This window comes from Ahrensia sp. 13_GOM-1096m, assembly GCF_000620605.1.
Taxonomy (GTDB): Bacteria; Pseudomonadota; Alphaproteobacteria; order Rhizobiales; family Rhizobiaceae; genus Ahrensia; species Ahrensia kielensis.
This window is the reverse complement of sequence record NZ_JIAX01000011.1, coordinates 280,015-304,889: the sequence shown is the minus strand read 5'-3', so window position 1 is coordinate 304,889 and position 24,875 is coordinate 280,015. Positions and strand designations below refer to the sequence as shown.

The 24,875-nt window shown below is 46.9% G+C and carries 18 protein-coding genes; 7 read left to right on the top strand and 11 right to left on the bottom strand.

Going from position 1 to position 24,875, the window contains the following annotated elements; translation table 11 throughout:
- Nucleotides 1-98 precede the first annotated feature (98 nt).
- On the bottom strand, nt 99-608 hold the full coding sequence (gene lysM / locus N530_RS0109265) for a peptidoglycan-binding protein LysM (RefSeq protein WP_026480476.1): 510 nt from the start codon (nt 606-608) through the stop codon (nt 99-101).
- Between the two features lie 108 nt (nt 609-716).
- On the opposite strand from lysM, the gene N530_RS17765 reads away from it, so the two are divergent.
- The 7 genes from N530_RS17765 (at nt 717) to N530_RS0109230 (ending at nt 8,999) form a co-directional block, all read left to right on the top strand.
- A complete protein-coding gene (locus tag N530_RS17765) occupies nt 717-1,034 on the top strand; it encodes a DUF1294 domain-containing protein (RefSeq protein ID WP_051540865.1) in 318 nt (105 codons plus the stop codon).
- A 75-nt stretch (nt 1,035-1,109) separates the two neighbouring features.
- Complete coding sequence (locus N530_RS0109255; protein ID WP_026480475.1) at nt 1,110-1,904, top strand: IclR family transcriptional regulator; 795 nt, start codon at nt 1,110-1,112, stop codon at nt 1,902-1,904.
- 16 nt (nt 1,905-1,920) lie between these two features.
- Nucleotides 1,921-2,667 (top strand): SDR family oxidoreductase, encoded by a 747-nt coding sequence (locus tag N530_RS0109250; RefSeq protein ID WP_026480474.1) that lies wholly within the window; start codon nt 1,921-1,923, stop codon nt 2,665-2,667.
- A gap of 13 nt (nt 2,668-2,680) precedes the next feature.
- Nucleotides 2,681-3,535 (top strand): fumarylacetoacetate hydrolase family protein, encoded by an 855-nt coding sequence (locus N530_RS0109245; RefSeq protein WP_026480473.1) that lies wholly within the window; start codon nt 2,681-2,683, stop codon nt 3,533-3,535.
- 399 nt (nt 3,536-3,934) lie between these two features.
- On the top strand, nt 3,935-5,215 hold the full coding sequence (locus N530_RS17760) for a D-arabinono-1,4-lactone oxidase (RefSeq protein WP_051540864.1): 1,281 nt from the start codon (nt 3,935-3,937) through the stop codon (nt 5,213-5,215).
- Between the two features lie 41 nt (nt 5,216-5,256).
- Nucleotides 5,257-6,462, top strand: a complete 1,206-nt coding sequence (locus N530_RS17755) for an alanine racemase (protein WP_051540863.1) — start codon at nt 5,257-5,259, stop codon at nt 6,460-6,462.
- Between the two features lie 683 nt (nt 6,463-7,145).
- Nucleotides 7,146-8,999 (top strand): AAA family ATPase, encoded by a 1,854-nt coding sequence (locus N530_RS0109230; RefSeq protein WP_026480472.1) that lies wholly within the window; start codon nt 7,146-7,148, stop codon nt 8,997-8,999.
- A gap of 138 nt (nt 9,000-9,137) precedes the next feature.
- Here the strand turns inward: N530_RS0109230 and N530_RS0109225 are convergent, their stop codons facing one another.
- From N530_RS0109225 to N530_RS0109175, 10 genes are all read right to left on the bottom strand, one after another.
- A complete protein-coding gene (locus N530_RS0109225; RefSeq protein WP_026480471.1) occupies nt 9,138-11,333 on the bottom strand; it encodes a TniQ family protein in 2,196 nt (731 codons plus the stop codon).
- Nucleotides 11,330-12,391, bottom strand: coding sequence for a TniB family NTP-binding protein (locus tag N530_RS0109220; RefSeq protein WP_026480470.1), 1,062 nt, complete (start codon nt 12,389-12,391; stop codon nt 11,330-11,332). Before N530_RS0109220 ends, N530_RS0109225 begins: the two co-directional genes overlap by 4 nt.
- Before the next feature lie 12 nt (nt 12,392-12,403).
- A complete protein-coding gene (locus tag N530_RS0109215) occupies nt 12,404-13,159 on the bottom strand; it encodes a Mu transposase C-terminal domain-containing protein (protein ID WP_026480469.1) in 756 nt (251 codons plus the stop codon).
- The gene (locus N530_RS0109210; protein ID WP_026480468.1) at nt 13,156-14,541 is read right to left on the bottom strand and encodes a DDE-type integrase/transposase/recombinase; all 1,386 of its coding nucleotides are present in this window, start codon (nt 14,539-14,541) and stop codon (nt 13,156-13,158) included. The genes N530_RS0109215 and N530_RS0109210 overlap by 4 nt, the downstream gene beginning before the upstream one ends.
- Nucleotides 14,531-15,001 carry a hypothetical protein gene (locus N530_RS0109205; RefSeq protein WP_026480467.1) on the bottom strand — a complete coding sequence of 157 codons (471 nt, stop codon included), beginning with the start codon at nt 14,999-15,001 and terminating at the stop codon, nt 14,531-14,533. Before N530_RS0109205 ends, N530_RS0109210 begins: the two co-directional genes overlap by 11 nt.
- Nucleotides 14,998-15,735, bottom strand: a complete 738-nt coding sequence (locus N530_RS0109200; protein ID WP_026480466.1) for a hypothetical protein — start codon at nt 15,733-15,735, stop codon at nt 14,998-15,000. The genes N530_RS0109205 and N530_RS0109200 overlap by 4 nt, the downstream gene beginning before the upstream one ends.
- A gap of 785 nt (nt 15,736-16,520) precedes the next feature.
- Nucleotides 16,521-17,135, bottom strand: coding sequence for a hypothetical protein (locus N530_RS0109195; protein WP_026480465.1), 615 nt, complete (start codon nt 17,133-17,135; stop codon nt 16,521-16,523).
- Nucleotides 17,136-17,586: 451 nt separating this feature from the next.
- Nucleotides 17,587-20,847: a type I restriction endonuclease subunit R gene (locus N530_RS0109185; RefSeq protein WP_202899050.1), complete on the bottom strand. Its 3,261-nt coding sequence runs from the start codon at nt 20,845-20,847 to the stop codon at nt 17,587-17,589.
- Complete coding sequence (locus N530_RS17750) at nt 20,844-22,268, bottom strand: restriction endonuclease subunit S (protein ID WP_051540862.1); 1,425 nt, start codon at nt 22,266-22,268, stop codon at nt 20,844-20,846. The genes N530_RS0109185 and N530_RS17750 overlap by 4 nt, the downstream gene beginning before the upstream one ends.
- A complete protein-coding gene (locus N530_RS0109175) occupies nt 22,268-24,571 on the bottom strand; it encodes a class I SAM-dependent DNA methyltransferase (RefSeq protein WP_026480462.1) in 2,304 nt (767 codons plus the stop codon). The genes N530_RS17750 and N530_RS0109175 overlap by 1 nt, the downstream gene beginning before the upstream one ends.
- Nucleotides 24,572-24,875 lie beyond the last annotated feature (304 nt).

Genomic DNA, 24,875 nt, shown 5'->3' with positions numbered 1-24,875 from the left:
CCAAGATTTGAAGCACAAAGTCGATTTTCAATGACAAGTATTTATAAAAACACCGGCGAGAAAGGCAATTCCCGCCGGTTTTCGAAGGTTTTTAGAAATTAAGCTGCGTCAATTTCTGGAATACGAAGCACCTGACCTGGATAAATTTTATCTGGGTGAGAAAGCATCGGCTTGTTTGCTTCGAAAATTATCTGATACTTATTTGCAGTACCGTACATTTTTTTCGAAACAGCCGACAAAGTGTCGCCCTTTTCAACGGTGTGAAAACGAGGCGCTTTTGCAGGTTCAGCAGAAGCAATCACACTGTTGATATCAACGCTGCTGTCGAGTTTCATTCCGCTTGATGGAATGCTTACTTTCAGCTCAGAAGCTTCAACTTTGGACACACCGAGCGTATTCCCGATTGCGACCACTGCTTTTTCAAAGATTGATTGATCTTCAACCGCACCACGAATAATCGCAGTATCGCCCTTCATTTCAATCTGAACAGCGTCTGTGCCGAGCTTGTGTGAATCGAGTTCTTTTTTCAACTCTTGTGCATTATCAGCATCGTCATCGCCAAAGCCCAGCTTTTTGCCAGCACTCTTTACAAAATCAAATAGACCCATTTTAGTTCCTCCGTGAATAATCACTGTTTTTGCTTTCTGATATTTATGAAATAGAAAGCCGACATAACAATAGCAAGACATTAGGTGGTGCTTCTGCGTGAAAAGCAAATGATAGACTTACCTTTACCGTTTATCGCCAGTGCTACGGCTCTTTATTTGATCTGTATTTGGCTGATTACATTTTTTATTTTCTGGCTCGACAAAGAACGTTCGCGCACTAAAAACGCACGGCGTATTCCAGAGCGAACATTGCTGCAATTATCTCTGTTTGGCGGGTGGCCAGCAGCACTTTTAGCGCGCCATATGCTTCGCCACAAAACAGTCAAACAGCCATTTTCCACTTATTTGGATATTATCGTCGTTTTAGAAATCATGATTATCGTAGGATTTTCAAGCTATTACCTGTCCTCAACGCAATTGCGATAAAGAGCTCTAGCCTAGATACCAATCACAAGTTTAACGCTCTTGCGATTTACTCAAATATGAAGCAGTGTGTTAAATATGAATTTAATACACAAGCCTCAGCAAGCGTCTGCTACAAAAGACAGCGCCCAATATTCTGCACCGGCCTTGAGCAAAGGTCTGCGTGTGCTGGAATATTTGAGTGATTGCGGCGGACCATCCACAACCCAAGAAATAGCAAAAGAGCTCAATGTCACGCGCAATGAAATATTCCGCGTAATCGCTGTTCTGGAGATGGAAGGGTATCTGCTGAAAGCAGGAACACCGCAAGGATATGTGATTTCAGGCAGACTGCTTGAGTTGGGGCTGAAAGAGCCTCAGATAAATGATATTTTCGAAGTCGTTTCACCTCTTGCCGATAATTTGACCAAAACCACTGGCGTGCCTTGCCAACTTGTCTTTGCGAGCCGCGACGAAATGATTGTCATCAGGCGGTGGGAACCGAAGGACCGCCTGTCTATTTCAGTCCCCGTTGGCTCACGGCGCGATTTGGAGGTTACAGCTTCTGGTATTGCGATGCTGTGTTCAATGAGTGCGGAAGAATTGAGCAGAACTTCTGATGAGATTCAAAAGAGAAATCCATCCTTTTCGCAAGATGAACTCAGCACGTATCGAAGCGACTTACAAATTCATGGCTATCTGAAATTCAATAGCCGGTTAATGGATAGCGTTATTGATGTTTCCGCTCCTCTTGTTTCAAAATCTGGACAAGTGATCGGCGCGCTCACCGTTCCTTATACAAACAATGCGACTTGCGAATGCACAATTACGGAAATTGGCTGCATGCTATCTGAGATTTCAAAACACGTATCGCGGCAATTGATACGAAGCTAATAGGTGGAAATATACCATGACAAACAAAAACGAACTTGATGGAAAAACCTGCTTAATCACAGCTGCGGGTCAAGGAATTGGCCGCGCAACAGTGGAGGCCTTTAGCCGCGCGGGAGCTAACGTCATCGCTGCCGACATTAACCCGCAATTGCTTGAGGAGTTATCTGCATTAGACAATGTCACGGCTCTTAAACTGGATGTGACGGACAAGCGCGCCGTTGATGATGCAATGGCAAAAATCGGTACTCTTGATGTGCTGTTTAATTGCGCAGGCTTTGTTCACGCAGGCACGATACTCGATTGCAGCGAAGATGATTGGGACTTCTCATTTAATTTGAACACGAAATCGATGTACCGCCTTTGCCGACATGTTCTGCCGAATATGATTGAGAATGGTGGCGGCTCGATTATCAACATGTCGTCCGTTGCATCATCCATCAAAGGGGTTCCCAACCGCTTTGCCTATTGCGCAACGAAAGCTGCCGTTATCGGGCTTACAAAAGCAATTGCTGCTGATTTTATTACAAAGGGCATTCGTTGCAACGCTATTTGCCCAGGAACGGTTGAAAGCCCTTCTTTGCACGAGCGACTGCGCTCGACAGGTAACTATGAACAGGCCATGAAAGATTTTATTGCCCGCCAACCGATCGGCAGGGTGGGCAAACCAGAGGAAATTGCATCTCTTGCCCTTTATTTAGCAAGCGATGCCAGCGCATTTACAACGGGACAAACACACATCATTGACGGTGGTTGGTCCAACTAACGGGTAGGAAAAAATGAAACTAATACGTTATGGCGATCGTGGCCACGAAAAACCAGGAATGCTGGATGCTGATGGGAATCTGCGCGATTTATCAAATCATATTGATGATATAGCCGGCGCTGCATTAAGCGATGAGAACCTAAAAGCGCTGGCAGCGCTTGATGTTGATACTCTTCCACTGGTCTCAACGGCCAATGGCGCACCCCGTATCGGCCCATGCGTTGGCAATGTAGGCAAATTCATTTGCATAGGCCTAAACTATTCGGACCATGCGGCTGAATCCGGCATGGATGTACCACCAGAACCCGTCATCTTTTTTAAGGCAACATCAGCTATTTGTGGACCCAATGATGATGTTGAAATTCCGCGCACCTCTACTGCAACTGACTGGGAAGTTGAACTGGGTGTCGTGATTGGCAAGCATGCTAAATATATCAAGGAAGAAGACGCACTTGAGCATGTGGCAGGTTACTGCGTTATCAATGATCTTTCAGAGCGTGATTTTCAAATCAAACGTTCAGGACAGTGGGTTAAAGGAAAATCTGCCGATACTTTTGGTCCGATTGGCCCATGGTTGGTTACGCGTGATGAAGTGCCAGATCCGCAAGCACTCAACATGTATTTGGATGTAAACGGAAAACGCATGCAGGACGGCTCTACGGCAACGATGGTTTACGGAGTTGCCCATGTGATCGCCTATTTGTCTCAATTTATGAGCCTGCACCCAGGTGACATTATTTCAACAGGCACACCGCCTGGTGTCGGCATGGGACAAAAGCCTGATCCGATTTACTTGAAAGCTGGCGATAAAATGACATTAGGTATCGAAGGTTTGGGCACTCAAACCCAAAAAACGGTTGCCGCCTAAAACGTTATTTTGTGCAAATTAACCGATACGAGCGATCGGTTGCTTGCAGCTTTAAAACTGTTTTACCCATGACGCATTTGCCTTGGGTAAAACGCACATATTGCCTTCAACACAATGCGCCTAAGCTGCCTTGCTCGTTATTAAGCCATAAAAGCTGCGCCAAATTGCTTCACTCTGCACATAAAAATTGCAGATACTGCATACGCTAGTACAAAATGCAATCTGGCAACATCCACTCAATCATAGCAGCAATATAAATTGAAAATACTCCTCTTACTATTGTTTAAAATCAATTGCCCAGCCATGATGCTGCAGAAACTCGCTTGAGAGATATCGCAAACAGTTCACTGCAGCCATTTGATCTTAGTTATTGGCACTATTCTATATTAGGAGACAAAAATGACTTGGACAAATTGGTCAGGCTCCGTTGTCACTAAACCGGAACAAATACTAAAGCCGAAAAGCGAAACAGCCCTGTCATCAGCGCTCGCGCAAAGCACTGGCCGGCTAAGGGTGAGAGGCAGCGGGCATTCGTTCACGGGGCTTTGCGCAACCGATGAAACTCTGATTTCACTGGATGAAATGGAGGGGCGCGTTCTTGGTCATCGCACGTCCGGCGAAGAAGATATTGTGCGGCTGCAAGCAGGAGCTTCCCTAAATCAACTGTCCAAAGGTTTGCAAAAACACGGCCTCGCATTCAAAAACCTCGGTGATATTGACGTTCAGTCGCTCGCAGGCGCAACGATGACAGCGACCCATGGCACAGGTCAGAACTTTCCATGCTTGGCAGGAGAAATGCGTCAGGCGAGATTGGTCACAGCACAGGGCGATGTGATTGAAACAGGATCGGATACTGACCTGCTGGATGCGGCACGTGCTTCTATGGGAGTACTGGGCATTTTGACAGAGGCCGAAATGTCGGTTCGGCCTGCGTTCAAATTGCACCGTGCGGCGAAGACGGCCAAGCTCAAAGACTTAATGGCCGACGCCCATGATCTCTGGAACACCCACCGTAACTTTGAGTTCTTCGTATTGCCGTATTGTGACTATGCCCTTTCGCTGACCCATGAGGAAACAACAAAGCCCAACATGTGCGAAGGCAGCAGTGACGATGAGGCGGCCCTCAAACAACTTAGATGGCTGCGTAATGCGACCAAAAGGTTCCCGCGTTTGCGCCGGAAACTGCTGAACGGGTTCGTGAAAAACAATAAAACCGAAGTCGAGATTGGAACAAGTTTTGAGTTGCTGGCTAATGTGCGCAATACTATCTTTAACGAGATGGAATACCACATGCCTGTTCAACACGGGATCGACGCGCTGGCAGAAGTGATCGCTGTGATTGAACGTGAACGAGCGGATGTCTTTTTCCCCATCGAGGTGCGTAAAACAGCGGCTGATACCGGCTGGCTCAGCCCGTTTGAGGGTGCGCCGCGGATTTCGGTTGCGGTTCATGCCTACCACACGGAACAATATGATTGGTTCTTTAAACATGTCGAACCTATTTTCCGTCGCCATCAAGGCCGCCCTCATTGGGGCAAGCTGCATAGTCTGGGTGCACGCGACCTCAAAGATCTTTATCCACGGTTTGGTGATTTCCAAAGATTGCGTAGCGAACTTGACCCTAAGGGCCGTTTGATTAACGAACATCTGGCAAAGGTTTTTGATGTCACGTTGGCTTGAAGCACGCCTGCTATGATCACCGTAAGAAGAGAAAGTTAGCAATGTTGCAGCACGACAAAAGCGGCCCAAGAGATGCGTATTTTCTACGCCTTCAATCGGCATTGAAAGCACAAGGGCAGACCCAGCCAATCTTGGTCGTGGACCGCAACCGGTTATCGCAAAACCTTGAGCAACTAAAGCAAGATCTAGCGCCGAATATGGCGCTTAGGATTGTGGCTAAATCGCTACCGTCTATTCCGCTTCTCAAGGAAGTAGCGACGGAAATGAAAACCAACCGCTTCATGACATTCAACGCCCCGATGTTGGAAGCTGTGTCAGAAGCCTTTCCAGATGCAGATCAATTGCTGGGCAAACCCTTCCCCGTTCAGGCGGCGGCAAAATTCTATTCAAACCAAAGTGGCGGTGTGCCCAAGGGACGAATTGGATGGCTGATCGACACCAATGCGCGGCTGGCGGAATATGCTGAACTCGCCGCAGCGCGCAGCCTGACGCTGGATATTTCGCTTGAGCTTGATGTTGGTCTTCATCGCGGCGGGTTTGTGCCTGGTGACGAATTGGACCGCGCATTGGCGATCATTCATCAATCTGCACATCTTAATTTACATGGGTTCATGGGGTATGACGCGCATGTTGCCAAAGCCCCCGAAGCCTTTGGCATGCGCCGCGGTGCATTGACGAAAGCGCTTAGCACATACCGTGCGGCATTGGCACAGGCCAGCGCGCTTTTTGGCCCCGATCATGTGCAAAAGATGATCCGCAATGGCGCAGGAAGCCCAACCTTCAAATTGCACAAAGATACAGAGATTTTGAACGAGGTTTCTGTCGGCTCGGCGTTGGTGCGGCCCACAGATTTCGACACAGATTTGTTAAAGCTTTATGCGCCTGCCCTGTTTATTGCAACACCTGCACTCAAGGTGATGGGTCCGATGCAAACACCCGTGATTGAAAAACTGGACCGGATCAAAAACGCATTAAACCCGAACCTGTCGACACGGGTGTTCATTCATGGTGGTTATTGGAAAGCGATGCCCGTTGATCCACCCGGTTTGTCTAATCACAAGACCTATGGTCGTTCCTCCAACCAGGAATTACTGGTTGGAGGTGCCCATGTGCCGCTGGTCGCTAACGATTTTGTCTTTCTACGTCCCACCCAATCAGAAGCCGTATTGCTGCAATTTGGTGACATTGCCGTGTTTGAAGATGGCGCCATTACAGACCACTGGGCGCCCATGGCCATCTCAGCCTAGCGCCTCATCCTCCGCGTGAGGTTGATCATTTCTTCTGCTGCGCGACAAAGTCTGCTTGTGCGTTCTCAATCGCGCTTTTGGCTTGGCGGCTCTGTGCAGTAACCCATAAGTTGGTCGAGGCGCCCTATAAAAATCAATAACTTACCCTACAACATTTACCCATAAGTTAGTCAATTTTCACCCATAAGTCTGCCAACTCCTGTGATTTTTCACCCATAAGCTTGCCAAAAAAAACGAAATTTCGACGTAAAATCAAAGTCCACGCACGTTAGTTGCATATTATAAAAAAGCGCGCGGCGTACAAATAACAGTCCTTAAAATCGTCGCGCGTGTCTTTGCCGGAAGGTGAAATGATCAGCTTATCTGCGGCGGCAAGCCAAATTCAACTTAGCATATGATCTGAGATAATGACGTTTGTGTTTAGTATTCTTGAAAGAAAAATTGAAGTTGAAACAGCATGAGAACTTGCATTAAGCCAAAGTTACGGTCTTCTCTGTTGTAGCAAATGACTGATTGGGGCCCATTGAAGGGACTATTGCAATTCGAAGCTTTGACCGACAAGCCTATAGTTTTTTTAGCAGAAATTTTGCGAAACTTAGTAGTTCCATTGTCATAAGGCTGATCACGCTGCTATGAGTAGCACCTTACTTAAGGTGACTATGCAATAATGAGATCGGCAAAAAATGCTTATTAGGCTCGATAGGATCACAATTACCGACTTCAAACGGATTCAGACACTTACTATCGATTTGAAACCTTTAACCGCACTCATTGGGGGAAACACCAGCGGCAAGAGCAGCGCCTTGCAGGCTGCACAACTCGGCATATCAATCTTACAGGCAGCTTTTCTCGGACGAAACAACAACGGCACTCCTAAATTTTCCGGCACCGTCTCTAACGATGCCGTGCTCTTTCGCCCAACAGAACGCCTACTTGACCTTCGACGCGGGGGTGGGGCAACTCAATATAATGGGTTTTCAATTAAATATGACGGCTTTGACTTAGAAACCGAAGAAGAGCTGTGGGTGAAGATTGATATCCGACGTGGGAAGAATGCAAACATCGCAATAACAAGAACAGGAATCGACAGTTTTGCTGCAGCTCTAGCAAATGGCGATAAACCATTTTCTATTTTGACACCTGGATTATCAGGCATTCCAATACGTGAAGAGTGGCGAACTAAGGGAGCAATGGATGCAGCTATTATGCATGGTGATGCAAACCTCTACCTTCGCACCGTGCTCGACCATTTATTTGCACGCGATTTAAATGAAGAAGCAATGGAGATTTGGCGTCAAGATCGTGAAATCGAACAGCTGCCTGAGAGTGGGTGGAAAACCTTCTCATCACTTCTAGACGTATGTTATCCAGGGGCTCGCGTGATTGTTAATCATGACCAGCACAAAGACCGTTACGTGAACGTCGATGTTGAAAGCCCGGGTTCACGGGTCACTATTGACATGGCGTCAACCGGTATGTTGCAGGTTATTCAAATTGTCGCTTACGCTTGTTTTTACGCGCCCCCCCTTCTGCTTCTTGATGAACCTGACGCGCATCTTCACGCAGATAGTCAGTCGCGTCTTTACGAAGCACTGAGAGGAGTTGCAGCCAAAACAAACACACGTATTTTGTTTGCCAGCCATTCACCACAACTAATACAACGTCTTATGTTTGACGAGAAAGCCGCGCTGGCATGGATGAGTGAGGGAGAAAAGGTTCCCGTTGACGCCACCCAACGTCCGGCGATCCCTATATTAATGACACTTGGCGCATTATCTGCCGGTGGCGATGTATTCGATCCTGCACGCCCTGTAATCCTTATGACAGAGGACAAAATAACCCATCCAGTAACAACTCTAGCCAGAGCCAACGGGGCTCCTGATAGTTTGGCGGTACTTTCTTACAATGGGTGTGGAAATCTTCCAGCAGCAAGACTCCTAGCGAATATGATTGCAGACATTCGGCCCGATGTAAGGATAGTCATTCACAGAGACCGCGATTTTAGAACAGCATCCGAAGTGGAATTTGAAATCGCAACAGCGGAAGCTGAACGTCAGCGTAACGGTGTGACTCGTGTCTACGAAGTATTTACGCCTCTCAACGACGTGGAGCACTCTTTTGCCCAGCTTAATCACTTAAACGAAGTCTTTCATGATATTAATCATGATGATATTGATGAGACCATCAAGACCGTAACCGCACTTAAACGTGATGAGCTCGTGAACGCCGCACGCACTGCTCGCAAGCAGATTGATAGTTCACTCTACAATGTGCCACGAAAACGCGCTAAACCAGAATGGAATAGTTGCGGAATGCAGGATGACGCACCACCAATCGGCAATTTCATCCCCGCCGACGGCCTAACGCCTGTAGCGTTCGAGCATACTCATGGTAAGATGCTGGTCGTCAGCCTTCGTGGCGCTATCCACCAGCGCGTAGGTGGCTCGTCACAGACTACCGAGGAAAGATTTTATAGTTCGACGCCCCATTTGAGGACAACAAGTTGGATCGCCGCATTCAATACTTCCGAAGCCTAATTAGATACTCGCTCTAAAATTACATACAAGCGGCAATTGGCGTCGTAATGACAAATATTTAAACCAGCCAACGCTTAAATCCATGCATAAATGCTTAGGAAATCTGCACAGTTCAAAAAAATTACTCTGCGTACGAGCCTAAATATCCATACCCGCCCTCTTTACATCCTCACGAAGAAACATGATGCCTTTATGTGAAGCCAATGTGCACACGGGGTTTACACCACGTTTCTTCAGCTCTTGAATTGCTGTATGTGAACGTCCTAATTCCAGCTTTTCCACCAGTTCGGCGGTCGTAACATAGAGCCTTTTAAATCTTTGCAACTCATCAGGTTCGACAATTTGTGATCGACCTTCAGATTTAACATTAAGATACTCGCCCTTGATCAGGGCCGATGAAAATTGGCCGTTGGAAATGTAAAGTGCTTTTCGTGCACTACTAATAGGGAGTGGCTTATCCATTGAGAACGAAACACGCTGCTGGTTATACGACTTTAATGCTCGATGAACATCTACTCTGAGGTAAACTTTCTGGTGAACATCATCACCATCCAAAAATGGGGCAACGCCTAGGACGTTCAGTAACTTTGTCACAGCTTTGGACTGCTTGGGTACATCATAAGTTTTAATAATTTCATTCGCTACCATAAAGGTCCTTCTAACCCGCTCAATTTCTTTTGTACTGACCCTATGTGCTCCAGGTGTGGAAATGGTTTTTACAAGCGAGTATTTACGCATTGAATTTATCGTTCCATAATTAAAACCTAGCTCCCTACTTGCTTGCCTCAACGACATACCATTTGGGTGATCATTTGAGTCTAATCGCCGGAGTTCGGATCGTGAAATTAGGTGCCGCTTCAACCCTTCTGCACTCTCAAAAATCTCACGAACATGAAGTCGACCTTCTTTCAAATATGCGACAATGCGCTGAACAGAACATCGAAGATTTTTAGCGGCCGTTGGAATATCGGACAGGTCTTTTTGGTCTCCACGTCGCAACGTTTGGTCTAATTCCGCTATGAACCGTTCTGCTATATTCGATGAGTAGGAATTCCAAACTTGAGACCCTTGTTGATTGACCTCAAGACCAACTTCTTCACCAAAGCATTTGATCAGTCCTGCTTTTCGCAAGCGATTTATCGCGTGACGATCAATACAAAGCTGGCCCGCGAGTTCTTTTGCATTGATGCGATTTTGCAATCGCTGAGAGATTTCCTCCACTTGCGTTCGACGCAATGTAACGGGCATCCCAGATCCTATGTTTAACGGAATATACCCGAGCTTTATGGCGACCTCCTTCAAACGCTTATGCGATACACTGCAATAGGTAGCGGCTTCCTGAAGTGTAAACCGGTCAACTTGTATGCGTTGACCGCTGCTGTCAGTCGCTCTCTTCGAGACTACAAGTTTGTTTTTCTGGGCGTGCTTCAGCATACCCTCATGCAGTACATGTTTAATTTGGGTGTTGTCTGACAATTCAGTTATCCACTGGCGAAACTCACCATAACTTGCCAGAAGCCCCCACTTAGCAAAATCACCAATTCGATCGTCGTTAAGCACTGTATCGAGCAAGATTCCATACTCAACGTCTGAATCTAAAATTACGGCGTAGCCTGCAGCACACACATAAGCCCTTGTATAGGTTTGATGAGCCGCTTTGAGTGTTTTACTCGGCGCCAATCGATAACGACCTAAATTTTCCACGACCTGTATAGCAACATTGAGATCAAGCTCATCAAGCAAGGCGTTTTTTATACGTCGGGATGATCGTAGACGGCCACCTATATAGGCCGAAAAAGCCTGCTCCGTTTCGGTTACATGCCGGGTTGGCGCCGCGATCTCATCAAGCTCGCATCCGCACGCTGCAATACATACAAATGAGTTACTCCAGTGAACAGCCCTGCCACAGTCGCAAATGTTACTGAGCGCAACCTGATGGCAGGGACAGCTGTTTATGGCATTTAAATCCCATACAAATTTGTGGTACCGGCCTTCTCGCAAACATTGGGGACACCATTTACGAGTACTTACGGTGCACTGATTTCGTGAAATACGCTCCCCAAATATTATGCTGACACTTTCATCCTTACTATCGATGAAAGAAGCATCGACAATGTCTTCCAAATTGCTACGTGTTAGATCAGCAATAACTTTAGGTGAAACGCAGCTAATGTGGCTACCGCGGTGCCCCAGTGCAGCATAAAGTGAACCCGGACTTTGAGCAGTGTTCTGTTCTACGTTGCGAGCTAAAAATGCGTAACTCGGCTCATCCTTTTCTAGCTTTGAACACCAAACAGTAAACGGCGCGATATCTATATTTTGAGTTTTCATCATTTGCTAAAATCCGAACTTGGCACACGCTTTTCTCCCCAGAGCGATGTCAAATCGGACAAATCATCATGACTATTACGTGAAGAGTTTATGATCTTGGCCGCATAGGCTGGAACGCCAAATGGATTTGCTTTATTACCGCCAAGTCGTTCTGCGTAAGCGTATAAAAGATCATTTTTAGTAACGTACTCGCGACCTTCTTTAAAAGCTAACTTCACTGCGATAGTTAGAAGTTTCACAAGGTCTGCTAAAATCCCATTTGTGGCTTCAAAAAACTCCTCTGTGTATTGCGATAAGTTGGACAACTCAGGTTGATCAAAAACAACTCGTTCAAGTGCTTTAATAATCTTGCTAAATTCTTGAAAATCGGCACCGTTATTTGCATGATAAGGATGCATATAAAGAGTGCCCATAAGTCTTCGCTCAAGCTGTCTTTCCACTGCCTGAACGGCCTTTGAACCATCACAATTTGCTACGCTTGCTAATTCTTCCACTCCGACCAAAACGATTTGACAAGAATTCTCATTGATCAACGCACGTAGAACTTCATGGGCAGTAATGATCGCTTTTTCAGTGCGCGAGAACACTAAATTTTGCGCTTCATCGATGACCAGCATTTTTACTCGATGAATTTTAAGCGCCTTACGGGCTGCTCCGCGTATAGCGTCTCCCGATCTCGGAATTTGTGCAAAAGACCACCCCAATTGGGATAGAATTTCTACATACAATCCGTTCTTCCCAACTCCTGGGGGCACCTCGATTTTTAGAACCGGTACATTCAGAATCCTATTGTTCTCATCAAACCTGTCTTCAAATCGCGGATTTTCGCTTATGAATTTTGCAATAGTGGTAGATTTCGAAACGCCCGCCGGTCCAATAATCCGATAAAGCTCTGCTTCTCGTCCTAGCTTCGCATTAGCATATACTTCATACAACCAATCGCGCCCTTCAGTTACATATCGGGTCATTACCGTTTTTGTCTTGAGCATCTCAATTCTTCGCAGTTGTTCCGGCGAGTACTGAAATCTTTTTTTGGGGGCTACTGAAATAGTATTATTCATAATGTTCTCCAATCACTCAACCTCAAGATCGAAATCTGTATCGGCATACTCTGGAATATCTGCGCTAAAAGACTTCGTCTGAAAGTGGTCTGTTCGTAATTTTTCTGGCGTGTCTCTTTTTGTTTGTGAAAAAATATCGGGCGTATTACCTCGTCGCATCTCCGTAGCTGCACTTGTCTCAAACAGTGTAGATTCGATCTCATCGTCGACTGATCCAAAGTCATCGTATTTTTGAGTGTCGTTCTGTTGATATATATGCTCCAGCCCCTCCAGGAACCGAGCAATCCGCCCCTTACGGCCTTTGACGCTCTTCTTACTCAACATGGAATCTGCGATTTTCATCAATTCGATTTTAGCGTCCATCAGTTCTTTGATACGTAATTTTTGTTCCTCGTTATTTTCGCGACCCTTGATGGCATGCATTCGAATTACGCGGTGAACATGAAGCGAAATTCCGTGTGTGTACTCACGAATTAAGCGCCCTTGGCAAACCGCCTTGAATGTTTCTCCAGTCTCATAATTGATGACATAAATGGTTGAGATATCCTCTGGATCAAATCTGATTTTCATCACTTTTCGACCTGGAATTTTATGACTAAACCTCGCCAACTCCTGCGATGCATAACGGAACCCAAAAATACGAATAGTGCCACGATCAAGGACACGCTCTGCTAATTGCCCAGTTAATTCCATCAACGTTGTATGAGGTGGCAACATACGAGGTTCCCAATCATCGAGAGCCTCCGTCCATTTATTTAGCGGTGTCATGAGGAAAATCCTCCATGGTCACTCATGTGATAAACATCGACAATCCATTTAGTGATTAGAAAGTTGAATTGAGTGAGGGTTAGAACGGCTTGCCCCATTGCATTATATTCTGGTTGCGTAGGCTGCTTTGTCTTTAACTTCTGCCCAGGCAAAAGGTCGAAAAGACCAGTGGTGATTGTACGGTTCAAACGCTCAATCACGCCTTTCAACTGCGGGCAATAAGAGGGAAGAATACTGATATCTGTATTCATTGAGCGACATGTTTCTCTCATCGACTCTGAGAGCCACGTCATATCATTATCAAGCCACAGCGATTTTGGTGCTCCATTGACCGGCCAGTCATTTTTGATTTGAGCATCATCAAACGGGCGTCGCTCGTTCAGCAAATCGATCCACCTTTGCTTAGGCGAAATCGACATTTTGATACACTGAGATGCACTGGACCAACTTGGCGGCTCGAATCCCACATAAAATCCAACGATCATTCTTGTGTAACAACAGATGGCAATACAAATCCAAGGGTTGCCTAGCGGCGTAAGATTAATTTCATCTACAATGATGATACCCGACTTGGTCCAATCCATTTCAACGCGTTCTAAAGGAAAGCGAAAGTCAACGCCAACGCCGGCAGAGTGTGCTTTAGCTAAAGCTGTTCTAGCACCTTGGCGAAATCTTACTTTAACGCGGTCATCAAACAGCATATAATGCTTGTAGAAAGTTTTCTTACTAAAGAGTTTCTCTGCATCGCTGGGATAAAATTCTCGGGCAAAATTGATGGCAGCCACATATCCTTGTTGGACATTTAGCTGACGATCATCCAACAAGTAATGTATTCCATGTTGTATTGCCGCAGAAGCTACACCGCTTAGCTTATTAGTTCTGTTGCCTTTCGCACGATTGCTTGGCGCTAAACCTCGCGGGTCTTTATTGCTTTCCCATCGTAACAGCCATGCTTTTACTGTTTTATAATAAGGAGGTTTATCGTCACCGATTCTCTCAGCAACTTCTTTGCAGATCGCATCTAAACGTAGTTTAGTACGCTGGTTATACGAAAGCCGTTCGTGGATTTCGCTCACATATTGCAAACGTCGCTCTATAATGCGCCGCTCCTCAACAGTGAAAGAACTGAGTTGACGATTTAATGTTGTTAACAAATGCTTTGGTAGTTGGGCGGGGTTACCACTGAAAAGCTTTAATTCGCCTTTATGCCAATAATCTTCCAACTCTCGCCATAGAACTTTGACCTCTAGCCCCCCGTCAGTTGGCCGAGCGATCAATGAATGCTCTGATGGACGATGCCTCTCCGCAATATAATCTTTGCCTTTAATCGTAAGGTACTGCCCTTCATTTACAGGGAAACGGTTGATTGGTTCATGCAGCATAATCAACCTCCCATTTATTTTCCTCTAAAACAGCTGAGTTGCGGTCAGCGAAAGCCCACGCGCGCCACCATTTCATAACCTCTTCATAACTGGGTGGGCTCACATGCAAGCGCATCGCTACGCGTTCAATGATCGGAACACATCTCGCACGTGAAATCATAAACCGTGCGTCAGCCTCATCGATACCAATGCAGAAATTCAATCGATGCTTCGCAATGTTACACATGGTGGTATCGAGAGTGCGTTTGGCAATTTGTCGTCGAGCAGTGATACGCATACGTCCAAGCATCATTTGCTCATAGACGACGTCGAAACCAATTATTTCTGAGTCTCCGGTCTTAATATTTCTAAATATGACCAAGCGATCGCGCTCTAATATATGTTCAACAAATAGATCTCCAGCAGTGTCAGTACCAACACGATTGCTCACGCCAATAGGCGCTCCAACATAGTTCATCATGCAACTTCTCCCGTAAAAATGGTGTGGGGACCGACGATTTCGTCGAGTGAAATTTTAAGGATGTTGTTGGCTGTTAGATGCATGAGACATGCGCGCGCTTCAGCTGCCGACATGTGAAGCCTTTCGACAACTTCCCCGATTGACAGATTTGACTTGATTTTGAAAAGCGACAGAATCTTATCGACTAGCTGCTCACACACTGTATCAACGCTGCCGTAGCTACAGAGCTCAACTATGGCTCTCATGCGAGTTTGATCGCAGATGTGATCTTCAGTGATCAACAAGTAAGCTAGCCCTGCTTTTCGAGCCTGGCTTTTAATTACGTCAAATTTCCAAAAGATATCGGACCTTCGCAAAAACACTCGCGATTTAACTTCGATAAAAACGGGGGCGCCATTTACCAGTAAACCTTGAAAGTCTGGGGTATGTTCACGAAGACGTCTTCCATCGTACCATTGGATGGAAGTTTCGTTGCGTTTCACGTTATGTATCGTCGCCGAGCAAAACAGATACTGCAAAGCTTTGCGCTCAAGATCGCTAGCGAACTGAACCGATTGACCTGTTTTGAAGTTCTGCGTTTCTCCGATAATAGTACGACGACTTTTCCGAGGAGAACGGAAAGATGAGTCCGGCCCTTTAACACGAAGTTGCGGAGGTTTCCGTTTCCGCATCTGGTTGGTCACAGCATTCGTTTTTGATCGTTCGAATGTAACTTTTGGTGTTGAGATATACATATAATCTCTCCAACTTTAGGTATACTTTACCTATCCGGCCACATCATTAATGTGCCGGCTAATTAAAAGTTTGGACATAGCTTCGCTGTTCCCTCGACGAGGGCAATTCTAGGTCCAGTTATATTTTTTTGAATCTATTGAGTTAGCGAATTGTCATTTGTCAGGTTCCTTTGAACCGAGAAAAAATGTTACGCATTTGACTCTTAAAGAGGCCAATGCGATATTTTCCTCACGGCGAATTTGAGACTGATTCTTTACACGGAACGTCGTCTCATTTTGTTAAGGTCCTAGGCCTCGTGCCTAGGACTTCACTCGTCACCTCTCAGCAACATAATCAGTCGAATCTAAATCACCCACTCTTGGCAAGAGGCGATCGTAGTTTTTTTTAGTGACTCTAATTCAGCCCTTTTATTTGAGCGCAAAAAAATCACTGAATTGTTTTTCTTTCAAGTGGAGATCCTTTTCACAGAACCTACTTAATTAATGAGGTTTCCCAAGCGATGGGTTCTAACCTTCCATTTTCGAAAACATAGGCGTTACTTAGGTTGAAATTTTTATCAACTGATTTACCAAGATTTCGTCTGGTGCATTTGGCTGATTTACAAACCCCTTATTCAATACCCCTATAAATACATTTATAGCACAAAATCGCTGCTTAATTAGTATCGACAAAGTGGATATGTTAAGTGCAAATCGCCTTCGATACAGATGTGGAAAACTCACTTCTCAAACGGTATAGCCATCATTTTGTGACACGATTTCTGTCAGAATTGACATTGTGCGAATCACTGTAGAGGCACTACATCTAGTGCCCGATCCAAATTTTGTACTAATTTCAGGTCCGGAATCGTGTGAATCGGCCTAGAAAGATCAAAATCGATCAGCCCTTCGATCCGCATTAAAGACAGCGCCGTCACCAATCTCGTTATATCGATGTTTAGTTTGGATCGTATTGCTTCAAACGTCATCTGTTCGAAGCTTGAATGTAGTTCAGTTAGAATGCGCATTCGCAATGCTAGATCGGTATGGTGGCTTCTTTTCGCCCAAACTTCGAGAGAGTTTGATTTGTTCGGATCATCAAGTATCTCAGAGCGCCTATATACCTCTTGATTATGAGCACCTTCAAGTTCAACTACCTGATCATCATGAATGCCAATCACATCAAGTGGAACCACTTGCGAACGGCGCTTGACAGACAGTGATAGCGTTTCGGGAGCTTCCTTGGATAACGTTTTATCATTGACCGATATCGAAATAACATCGAGATCTAATGACAGTTTTACTAAAAGTGCTAAATGCCAACCATGTTTATAAGTAATACATGAGCTGGTTTTCGGCCCTCTAAAAATTGAATACTCCGGCTGGGATAAGACGGTGAGTCCTTTAGCTGTTTTGTGCATATTGTCTCCTCAGTTCCTAAAATCGATATAAACCTGTGAGCACCTAAGGGCATGCAGCCCAGTTTGCCTCATCACTAAACGGCCGATTAAACTAAGAGTCAACACCTATATATACATATATATATATAGGTCGATAATGTCTGTGAAAAGAACTCTATGGACGACTACAGTTGTATTTTTCGGTTATAATAAACCAGCATGTTTTGTCTTCAGGGTAGAAATAGATATGAAAGACTCACAGAGACGCAGCACTCGTGAAGACGGCAGGAAGCAACTTCTGCTCGTGATGAAGCCCGAACTAATCCGCGAGATTAAAACTGCGGCTTTACAAGCTGATAAGCACACTTACGAGCTTATAGAAGAGGTACTTACGGAGTATTTGGAGCGTGAAAGAAGTGCTGGCACTCTCTGAAACTGTGCAACAGATTTTTTAACTGAACACGCTCAAATTTTATTTGGGTCCAGCGTCATGCTGCATCATATCATAAATGGTATCCAGGAACTGACCGAACTTGTCCGACATCGAAAGCAGCTTCATCATCTGAACTTGCTGCGCTTCGTTACTGTTTAGAATTGCCTCTTCAACAGCTTTTGGAAAATCCCCCAAGAGAGCCTGTTCGCGTGAATTGTTTGCGATTTGTGAAATGACTTTTCGATCTTCCATCACTTTGTCTTTGATCGTTCTTGCGTAGCTCAGCATATCAGCCTCAGTCAGACCATCGCCTTCAAAAACCTCGTTGAGCCGTGCAATGATCAGGGACAGAAATTCTTCTTGTTTGTCTTTTGCCTTACCGCTGCCGAGCCCGCTTCCTGGTTGAAGACCTTCGGCTGCATCTGGTCCAAGTTTTAGGTTCTGCTGTTTAATTTTTGACAGACGGTAATGGCTCAATGCGACATCACCTAAATCCATCTCATCTTCATCGATGTTCGCTTCTCGTAACAACGGTGCCAGTTGGCGCGCATAGATGCTTAGCTTTTCAAGATCCTTGTCGTCATAGTCGACGATTTGAGAAATGAATTCGTAAAACCGAACAAATGTCCCAAGATCCTTCTTGAACAGCTCTAAGGCATCCTTTTCCTTTTTGCAGTCTTTCAAAGTTTGGTCTGTATTTGCAACTAACACAGCGTCGCCGCTCTTTTTGGCGCGCTGAAACATCTCTATGGCAGTGCGGTATGCCTCGGTGGCGGACTTGTAACGCGATGTCCAACGATCAACCGCAGGCTTGCAGATATTTGCAACGGCGGCATTACTAAGTGACTGCTTTAAGAACGCCTCGCAAAACCTCTCGACCTCGGACCAGGTGAAAACACCGAATGCACGCAACTTCTCAGACAGGTCAAAAATTAGATTGGGATTGGAAACATCAATCAATTCGGCAGTCTGATAATATTCTTGGAAGGCGGCCAAGACATCTTCAGGATCGTTGAAGAAGTCGAGCACATATGTTCCGGTGACGTCCTTGCCAGGATAAGTCCGGTTTAAGCGCGACAATGTTTGAACGCACTCCACACCGGCCAACTTTTTATCGACATACATCGCGCATAGTTTCGGTTGGTCAAAGCCCGTCTGAAATTTGTTTGCAACAATCATCACTTGATAGTCGTCAGTATCAAAGGCCTTGCGCATATCGCGGCCCTTGAGATTGGGGTTCATGTTTGTCTCGGTAAACTTCTCGCCTAACAACGCTTTGGCGTCTGGATCATTCTCCGCAAATTCCACCTCACCCGAGAAAGCCACCATTGCATGGATCTTATCATAACCGTTCGAACTGATGTATTTGTCAAACGCGAGCTTGTAGCGCACGGCTTCTTTACGTGAACTGGTCACAACCATGGCTTTGGCTTGCCCACCCAACAGGCCACTTATGTTGTCTTTGAAGTGTTCAACAATCACGCGCACTTTTTGCGATATGTTGTGGTCATGCAAGCGAACCCATTGGTTCAGTTTTACCTTAGCCTTTTTAGCATCAACTTCAGTATCCGCTTCCTGCGCTTTCAGAGCCAAATTGTACGCAACTTTGTAGCTCGTGTAATTGCGAAGAACGTCGAGAATAAATTTCTCTTCGATAGCCTGCCGCATCGAATAGACATGATAAGCCTTGGGCAGGTTTGTTTTTGAAGGCGGTTCATCTGGGTTCGGCACGCGCCCAAATAACTCAAGCGTCTTGGACTTCGGCGTTGCAGTAAATGCGAAATAGCTCAAGTTCGGTGCCTCGCGACGCGCGTCAACGGCAGCGTCAAGAATATCCTCTGAACTTAACTCGGCATCATCGTCTCGCCCCTCAGTCATCAACACGGACTTCAACTTGCCCGCTGTCGATCCTGTTTGAGAAGAATGCGCCTCATCCGCGATAATAGCGTAGTTGCGCTCTTTCAGATTGGTGCTGTTCTCAATCGCCTTCATGACGAATGGGAACGTCTGAATGGTCACGATGATTATCGGCTGCGAGCCTTCCAGCGCTGCAGCCAGTTTTTCGGACTTCGACCCATCACCCTCTTGGCGGTTGATGCGCCCAACGACGCCGTCTTGATGCTCGAACTGATAAATCGTTTCCTGCAACTGATCATCCAGCACCGTGCGGTCGGTCACGATGATGACGCTATCGAACACCTTCTTCGTGCCATCAAACAGCGATGACAGCTGATGCGCCGTCCATGCGATGGAATTCGACTTGCCCGATCCGGCACTATGCTGGATCAAATACTTTTTGCCAGGCCCTTCGACCTTGCCAGCTTCAACCAGCTTCCCAACCACATCCCACTGATGATAGCGCGGAAAGATCATCGTCTCTTTCTTGAATTTGCGGCCTTCAAAATCTTCGTGTTCTTCGATCTGCAGATGCATAAACCGTGCAAGGATGTTGAGCAGCGCATCCGGCTGTAGCACCTCTTGCCACAGATAACTTGTGGCATAGGTGTTCTCATCCTCTGGCACGTCATTGCCCGCGCCCCCCTCTTTGGTGCCCTTATTGAAAGGCAAGAAGTACGTGTCATCGCCGCTCAAACGGGTCGCCATATAGACCTCGTATTGACTGACCGCGAAATGCACCAAAGCCCCGCGCTTGAACGTCAACAACGGCTCTGGCTTCTTGGTCGCAGGATCAATCGGCAAGCGGGTTTTCTTGTACTGCGTGATCGCGTTTTGCACCGATTGCTTGAACTCTGACTTCAGTTCAAGCGTGACGATCGGCAGACCGTTCACGAACAACACCAGATCGATGCGAAATTTCTTGGCCTGCGTACCTGTCTCGGCCAGATGCGCGTCGGTGGCATAGGGGCTATAGACCAGCTCTGGCACAATGCGCAGGCGGTTTTTCTTGTAACGGGTAAGTGTGTCTGGGTTTAGATCATGTTCGGGCTTGAACTGGCAGAGGCTAAACTTGGCGTTGCGGTCTTTGACGCCGTGACGCAGCACACCCAACGTGCCAAAAGTACGCAGGTCTTTGCTGGTGGCATTCGGGTCGGCCTTATCAAGCTGACTTGCCACACGTTCCAACAGCTTGGCCTCTGGGTTACTGGGGTAATTCTTGCAGTGCTTTTGCCATTCACCCTCTTGGGTATCTTTGACAAAACCGATCAGGTCTTCGGAATATATCGCCAGTTTGCGATTATACCCCGCAGGCGTGCCAAGCTGCCAACCGCTGGCTATCATCTGGGAAATCATCTCGTTTTGAAAAATCATTTCGCGGGTCACGCCGTGGGAAATTCTCACGCGAGGGCCTCCTCGTTTTGGTCAATGCCTTGTTTGGAATTACGCGCAATCCCCTCAGGTAATTGCCAATCGCGCAGATCAATCTTTCCCGTCACAGCGGCAGAAATCAGCGCCGTGCGGCGTTCTTTGAGGAGGTCGACGGCAGATTGAGTATTACGCTCAAGATCACTGATAATCCCTACCTTCTTGACCAGCCAATCAACGACCTGCAGCTGTTCATTTAGGGGCGGGAGTGTGACGGGAATGAATAAATAATCACCCTTTGCGATATTTTGCATGCTGCTGCTAGCACCTTCAGCCGCCAGCGAGATTTCGCTGCGAAAACCCCGATGCATCATAAAATACGCTAAGAATGCTGAAGACTGAAGTTTGTCATCGAAGTAAACAGTTTGCCATAAACGGTCTGGTAAAAAGACGTTTGGGCTGTCATCTAAGACTACAGCACTTGCTCCGACAAGTTCTGGTGTATTCATTCGACTTATTATAATTGCATTTTTACGTACCGGACACTTCACGCGCCTAATTTCCTCAGGCACGACAGTTTTATTTTCGTCAGCACGAAAAGATCTCGTGTACACGCAGCTGGTTTTCAGGACGGCAATTTCATTTTTGTTTGCTGATTGATCTGAGGCGTTGACACTTACTCCCGATTCCAAGTCCGAGATTAAATATTTCAATCGCTTCACCTCCCAATGCGCAGGGACGTCGCCGAGCCAGTCGATGCCGGAGGGGCGCAGGGGGGCGGATTTGTCAAGACCCTGGGTCACCGCATGGCTGATCACCGCTTGACGTTTTTCCTCTAACAGCGCAATCAACCGCTGCTGCTTGGCAATCAACCCATCAATCTTGGCCGTCTCATGATCCAAAAAAGCCGCGATTTTGGTTTGTTCTGAGAGTTGAGGGAGACCGATTTTGAAAGCGCCTAGGTCTGATGATGATAACTCAAGAAAAGTAGAGCCGCGTCCGAGCATGTTAAGGGCTTCGGAATTCGTGCTGAGAAAATAATACAAGTATTTAGTTGAAAGGTTGGCCAGCGGTATCAATGACTTGCAGCCTTGATTTGTCGACAAGGAGCATTGGGAAACTCCTAGTGCTCCGATTGGTGCGCGTGACGAAAGGATCACAGAACCTTTTGGTACCAACGATGCGCCACATGAAGCGAATCCTTTCTCAGATATATTACGTTTACCACGAGCTAAATACGGACTTGGGCTTTTCCCAAGATCTGCCGGCGTCACCCAAGGTATCAAGCCGTCCCAAAACGCAGTTTCACCTGATTTCGGTGTAGCCCCATTCTCGATTTTAGCTATCCTCTTTATCGGGACTGCCTCCCAACCCTCAGGAATATCCCCCAACCAGTCCACGCCAGAGGGTTTGTAGGCCGGATAGGGCCGATACTTCGCTTGTCCTGCGCTTGCCATCACACATGCACCTCTTGTAGCAGCGCCATGATCTCGGCACTGACGGCGTCCAGTTCGGCGTCGATTTCGGCCAGCTCGCGCGGCGGGGTGTAGTTATAAAAATGCCGGTTGAACGGGATTTCATAGCCAACAACGCCAATGCCACCATCAATCGCATCTACCTTGCCCGCGTCAATCCATGCGTCAGGCAAATGGGGCGCGACCTCTGCCAAGAAATATGCCTCGTTCAGCACATTCACAGGCTGCGATGGGTCCAGCGGTACGTTTTCATTATCGCGCAGATCACCGTCGGGTTTGTATTCAATGGTTTGGCGATCCACATCGAACAGCCCATACAGCGGATTGGCGGCCGTGTTCTTGTGGATTTTCTTGATGACCTTTTTAGCCTTCGGATTTTTCCAACTGACCGCAGCGGTGATCTGGTTCTTGGCCGTGGCATCAAGGCTGACACCCGTAGACTTGAGCGCTTTATCAAAGCCGTTCATATCGTCGTGTTGATCAGTCCCGATCTTGTCCTGTAGCTTACGGGCAGCTTGCAAGATGGCCAGCTGATCCCGCCACGTCTTTGGGTCCAGCACATCCTTGATCTGTTTCTCTTTTAGCTCGGGGAACTCCGCCTTGATATGAGTGCGGATTTCGATTTCCTGATCGCTCAGAACGCCATAATCCGTACCGTTCTCGCTCCAACCCGTGCCAAATCTATCGTAAATCCATTGCATGATCGCGTGCAACGGTTTGGGCGCAAAACGCAGAGGGGCGATGCGATCATCACTAAACTGATAGCTTTCGCGCAAGGGCCGCTCGATCGTCAAACGCCGGTAGCCAAACTCATGAGTGTGGAAGATCTTAGAAGCAAAGGTTTTGGGCGTGGCCGCTTTGGGTGTCGCAGATTGCCGCCCACGATTACTTTTCGCATCCTCGGGTTTGTCGAGGGCTTCCGCAGCGACAGGTTCGAAGTTACCAAAGCAGCGGGTGATCGTGGCGATATCGCCCTCATCCATCCATTTGCGTTTGGAGCCCAGAGATTTGCGCATCTTGCTATACAGGTCGGTGCCGTTGATCAGCTGCACCTTGCCCTTGCGTTCAGGGGCCTTCTTGTTCGTCAGCACCCAGACATAGGTAGAGATACCCGTGTTATAGAACATGTCCGTGGGTAGCGCGACGATGGCCTCAAGCAGATCGGATTCAAGAATGTTGCGGCGAATTTCGCTTTCGCCGGATCCTGCGCCGCCCGTGAACAAGGGTGAGCCATTCAGAATAATCCCGATGCGCCCGCCGCCCTTGTCTGTGTCGCGTAGTTTTGAGATCAAGTGCATTAGGAATAGGAGCGACCCATCCGACACACGTGGCAAGCCTGGCCCGAAGCGACCATCAAAGCCCTTGATCGTGTGTTCGTCCTTAATGTCCTTTTCGATCTTCTTCCAGTCCACTCCAAAGGGCGGGTTGGACAGCATATAGTCAAATTTATCGTTGACCAGTTGGTCCTGCGACAGAGTATTGCCCAGTTTGATGTTGCTGACCTCTTGGCCCTTGATCAACATGTCCGCTTTGCAGATTGCATAGCTTTCAGGGTTCAATTCCTGCCCAAATGCCCGCATCACCGCATTGGGGTTCATTTGCATGACATATTCCATGCCTGCAGACAGGAAGCCGCCTGTGCCAGCGGTTGGATCGTAAATGGTGCGAATGATACCGTCCTGCGTGAGGCCTTTATCGTCTTCCATGAAGACAAGAGATGTTGTTAAATCTACGATGTCACGGGGAGTGAAGTGTTCACCGGCAGTTTCATTCGATCCTTCTGCAAATCTGCGAATGAGTTCCTCAAAGACCAGCCCCATGTCATGGTTGGAAACAGATTCAGGCCGCAAATCAGCGCCCTTAACCTGCTGCACGGCCTTGTATAGCAAGTTGGCGTCAGCCAACTGAGCAATGAATTCACCAAATTTGAAATGTTCAAAAATTTCGCGGGCGTCGGTGGAAAAGCTTTGAATGTAGCTTTCGAGGTTATCCTTGATACCGCTCGCACCGAGCGTTGACAGGTCCATTTCTGACGTATTGTAAAATGATAGGGCTGAAGCACGCAGTAAAAGCTTCTCTTTTGCCTCTTCTGGCAATCCCAGCGTCTCGATTCGCTTGGCTTCAGCAAGAACGTTGGTCTTGTTCGCTTCCAACACGCATTCGAGGCGCCGAAGCAGTGTAAATGGCAAAATAATGCGGCCATATTGGCTTTGCTTGAAGTCACCGCGCAACAGGTCTGCCAGCGACCAGATATAGCTTGCAAGATTATTGGTTGATTGAGACACGTGTACTACCCGTCAACTAGAATATTTTTGTTGAGTTAACCGTAAGTTGTTGCAGAGATTTTGTATAGCCTCGCATGATTCAGAATCGCACAAGATATTGTAAATGACAGCGGCCTAGATGCGCGCGATAGAAAGTTTGTCTCCAACCTCACCAAGCGTGTTGGAAAAGCCTGTAGACAATACACAACGGATGCAATTGTGAAGGCAGTGGATGCGCAAGGAAACAACGTGTGGTCATTAATTAAACGCAATGCGATTAATAGCGCTTAGAGACGCCAAACAACATCGGCAGCCAACATCGGCA

Coding starts and splice junctions, on each gene's coding strand:
- N530_RS0109195 (WP_026480465.1), bottom strand. CDS start 17,135: ATGCACAAAACAGCTAAAGGACTCACCGTCTTATCCCAGCCGGAGTAT.
- N530_RS0109230 (WP_026480472.1), top strand. CDS start 7,146: ATGCTTATTAGGCTCGATAGGATCACAATTACCGACTTCAAACGGATT.
- N530_RS0109245 (WP_026480473.1), top strand. CDS start 2,681: ATGAAACTAATACGTTATGGCGATCGTGGCCACGAAAAACCAGGAATG.
- N530_RS0109225 (WP_026480471.1), bottom strand. CDS start 11,333: ATGATGAAAACTCAAAATATAGATATCGCGCCGTTTACTGTTTGGTGT.
- N530_RS17765 (WP_051540865.1), top strand. CDS start 717: ATGATAGACTTACCTTTACCGTTTATCGCCAGTGCTACGGCTCTTTAT.
- N530_RS17750 (WP_051540862.1), bottom strand. CDS start 22,268: ATGGCAAGCGCAGGACAAGCGAAGTATCGGCCCTATCCGGCCTACAAA.
- N530_RS0109220 (WP_026480470.1), bottom strand. CDS start 12,391: ATGAATAATACTATTTCAGTAGCCCCCAAAAAAAGATTTCAGTACTCG.
- N530_RS0109250 (WP_026480474.1), top strand. CDS start 1,921: ATGACAAACAAAAACGAACTTGATGGAAAAACCTGCTTAATCACAGCT.
- N530_RS17755 (WP_051540863.1), top strand. CDS start 5,257: ATGTTGCAGCACGACAAAAGCGGCCCAAGAGATGCGTATTTTCTACGC.
- N530_RS0109215 (WP_026480469.1), bottom strand. CDS start 13,159: ATGACACCGCTAAATAAATGGACGGAGGCTCTCGATGATTGGGAACCT.
- N530_RS0109205 (WP_026480467.1), bottom strand. CDS start 15,001: ATGATGAACTATGTTGGAGCGCCTATTGGCGTGAGCAATCGTGTTGGT.
- N530_RS0109255 (WP_026480475.1), top strand. CDS start 1,110: ATGAATTTAATACACAAGCCTCAGCAAGCGTCTGCTACAAAAGACAGC.
- lysM (WP_026480476.1), bottom strand. CDS start 608: ATGGGTCTATTTGATTTTGTAAAGAGTGCTGGCAAAAAGCTGGGCTTT.
- N530_RS17760 (WP_051540864.1), top strand. CDS start 3,935: ATGACTTGGACAAATTGGTCAGGCTCCGTTGTCACTAAACCGGAACAA.
- N530_RS0109200 (WP_026480466.1), bottom strand. CDS start 15,735: ATGTATATCTCAACACCAAAAGTTACATTCGAACGATCAAAAACGAAT.
- N530_RS0109210 (WP_026480468.1), bottom strand. CDS start 14,541: ATGCTGCATGAACCAATCAACCGTTTCCCTGTAAATGAAGGGCAGTAC.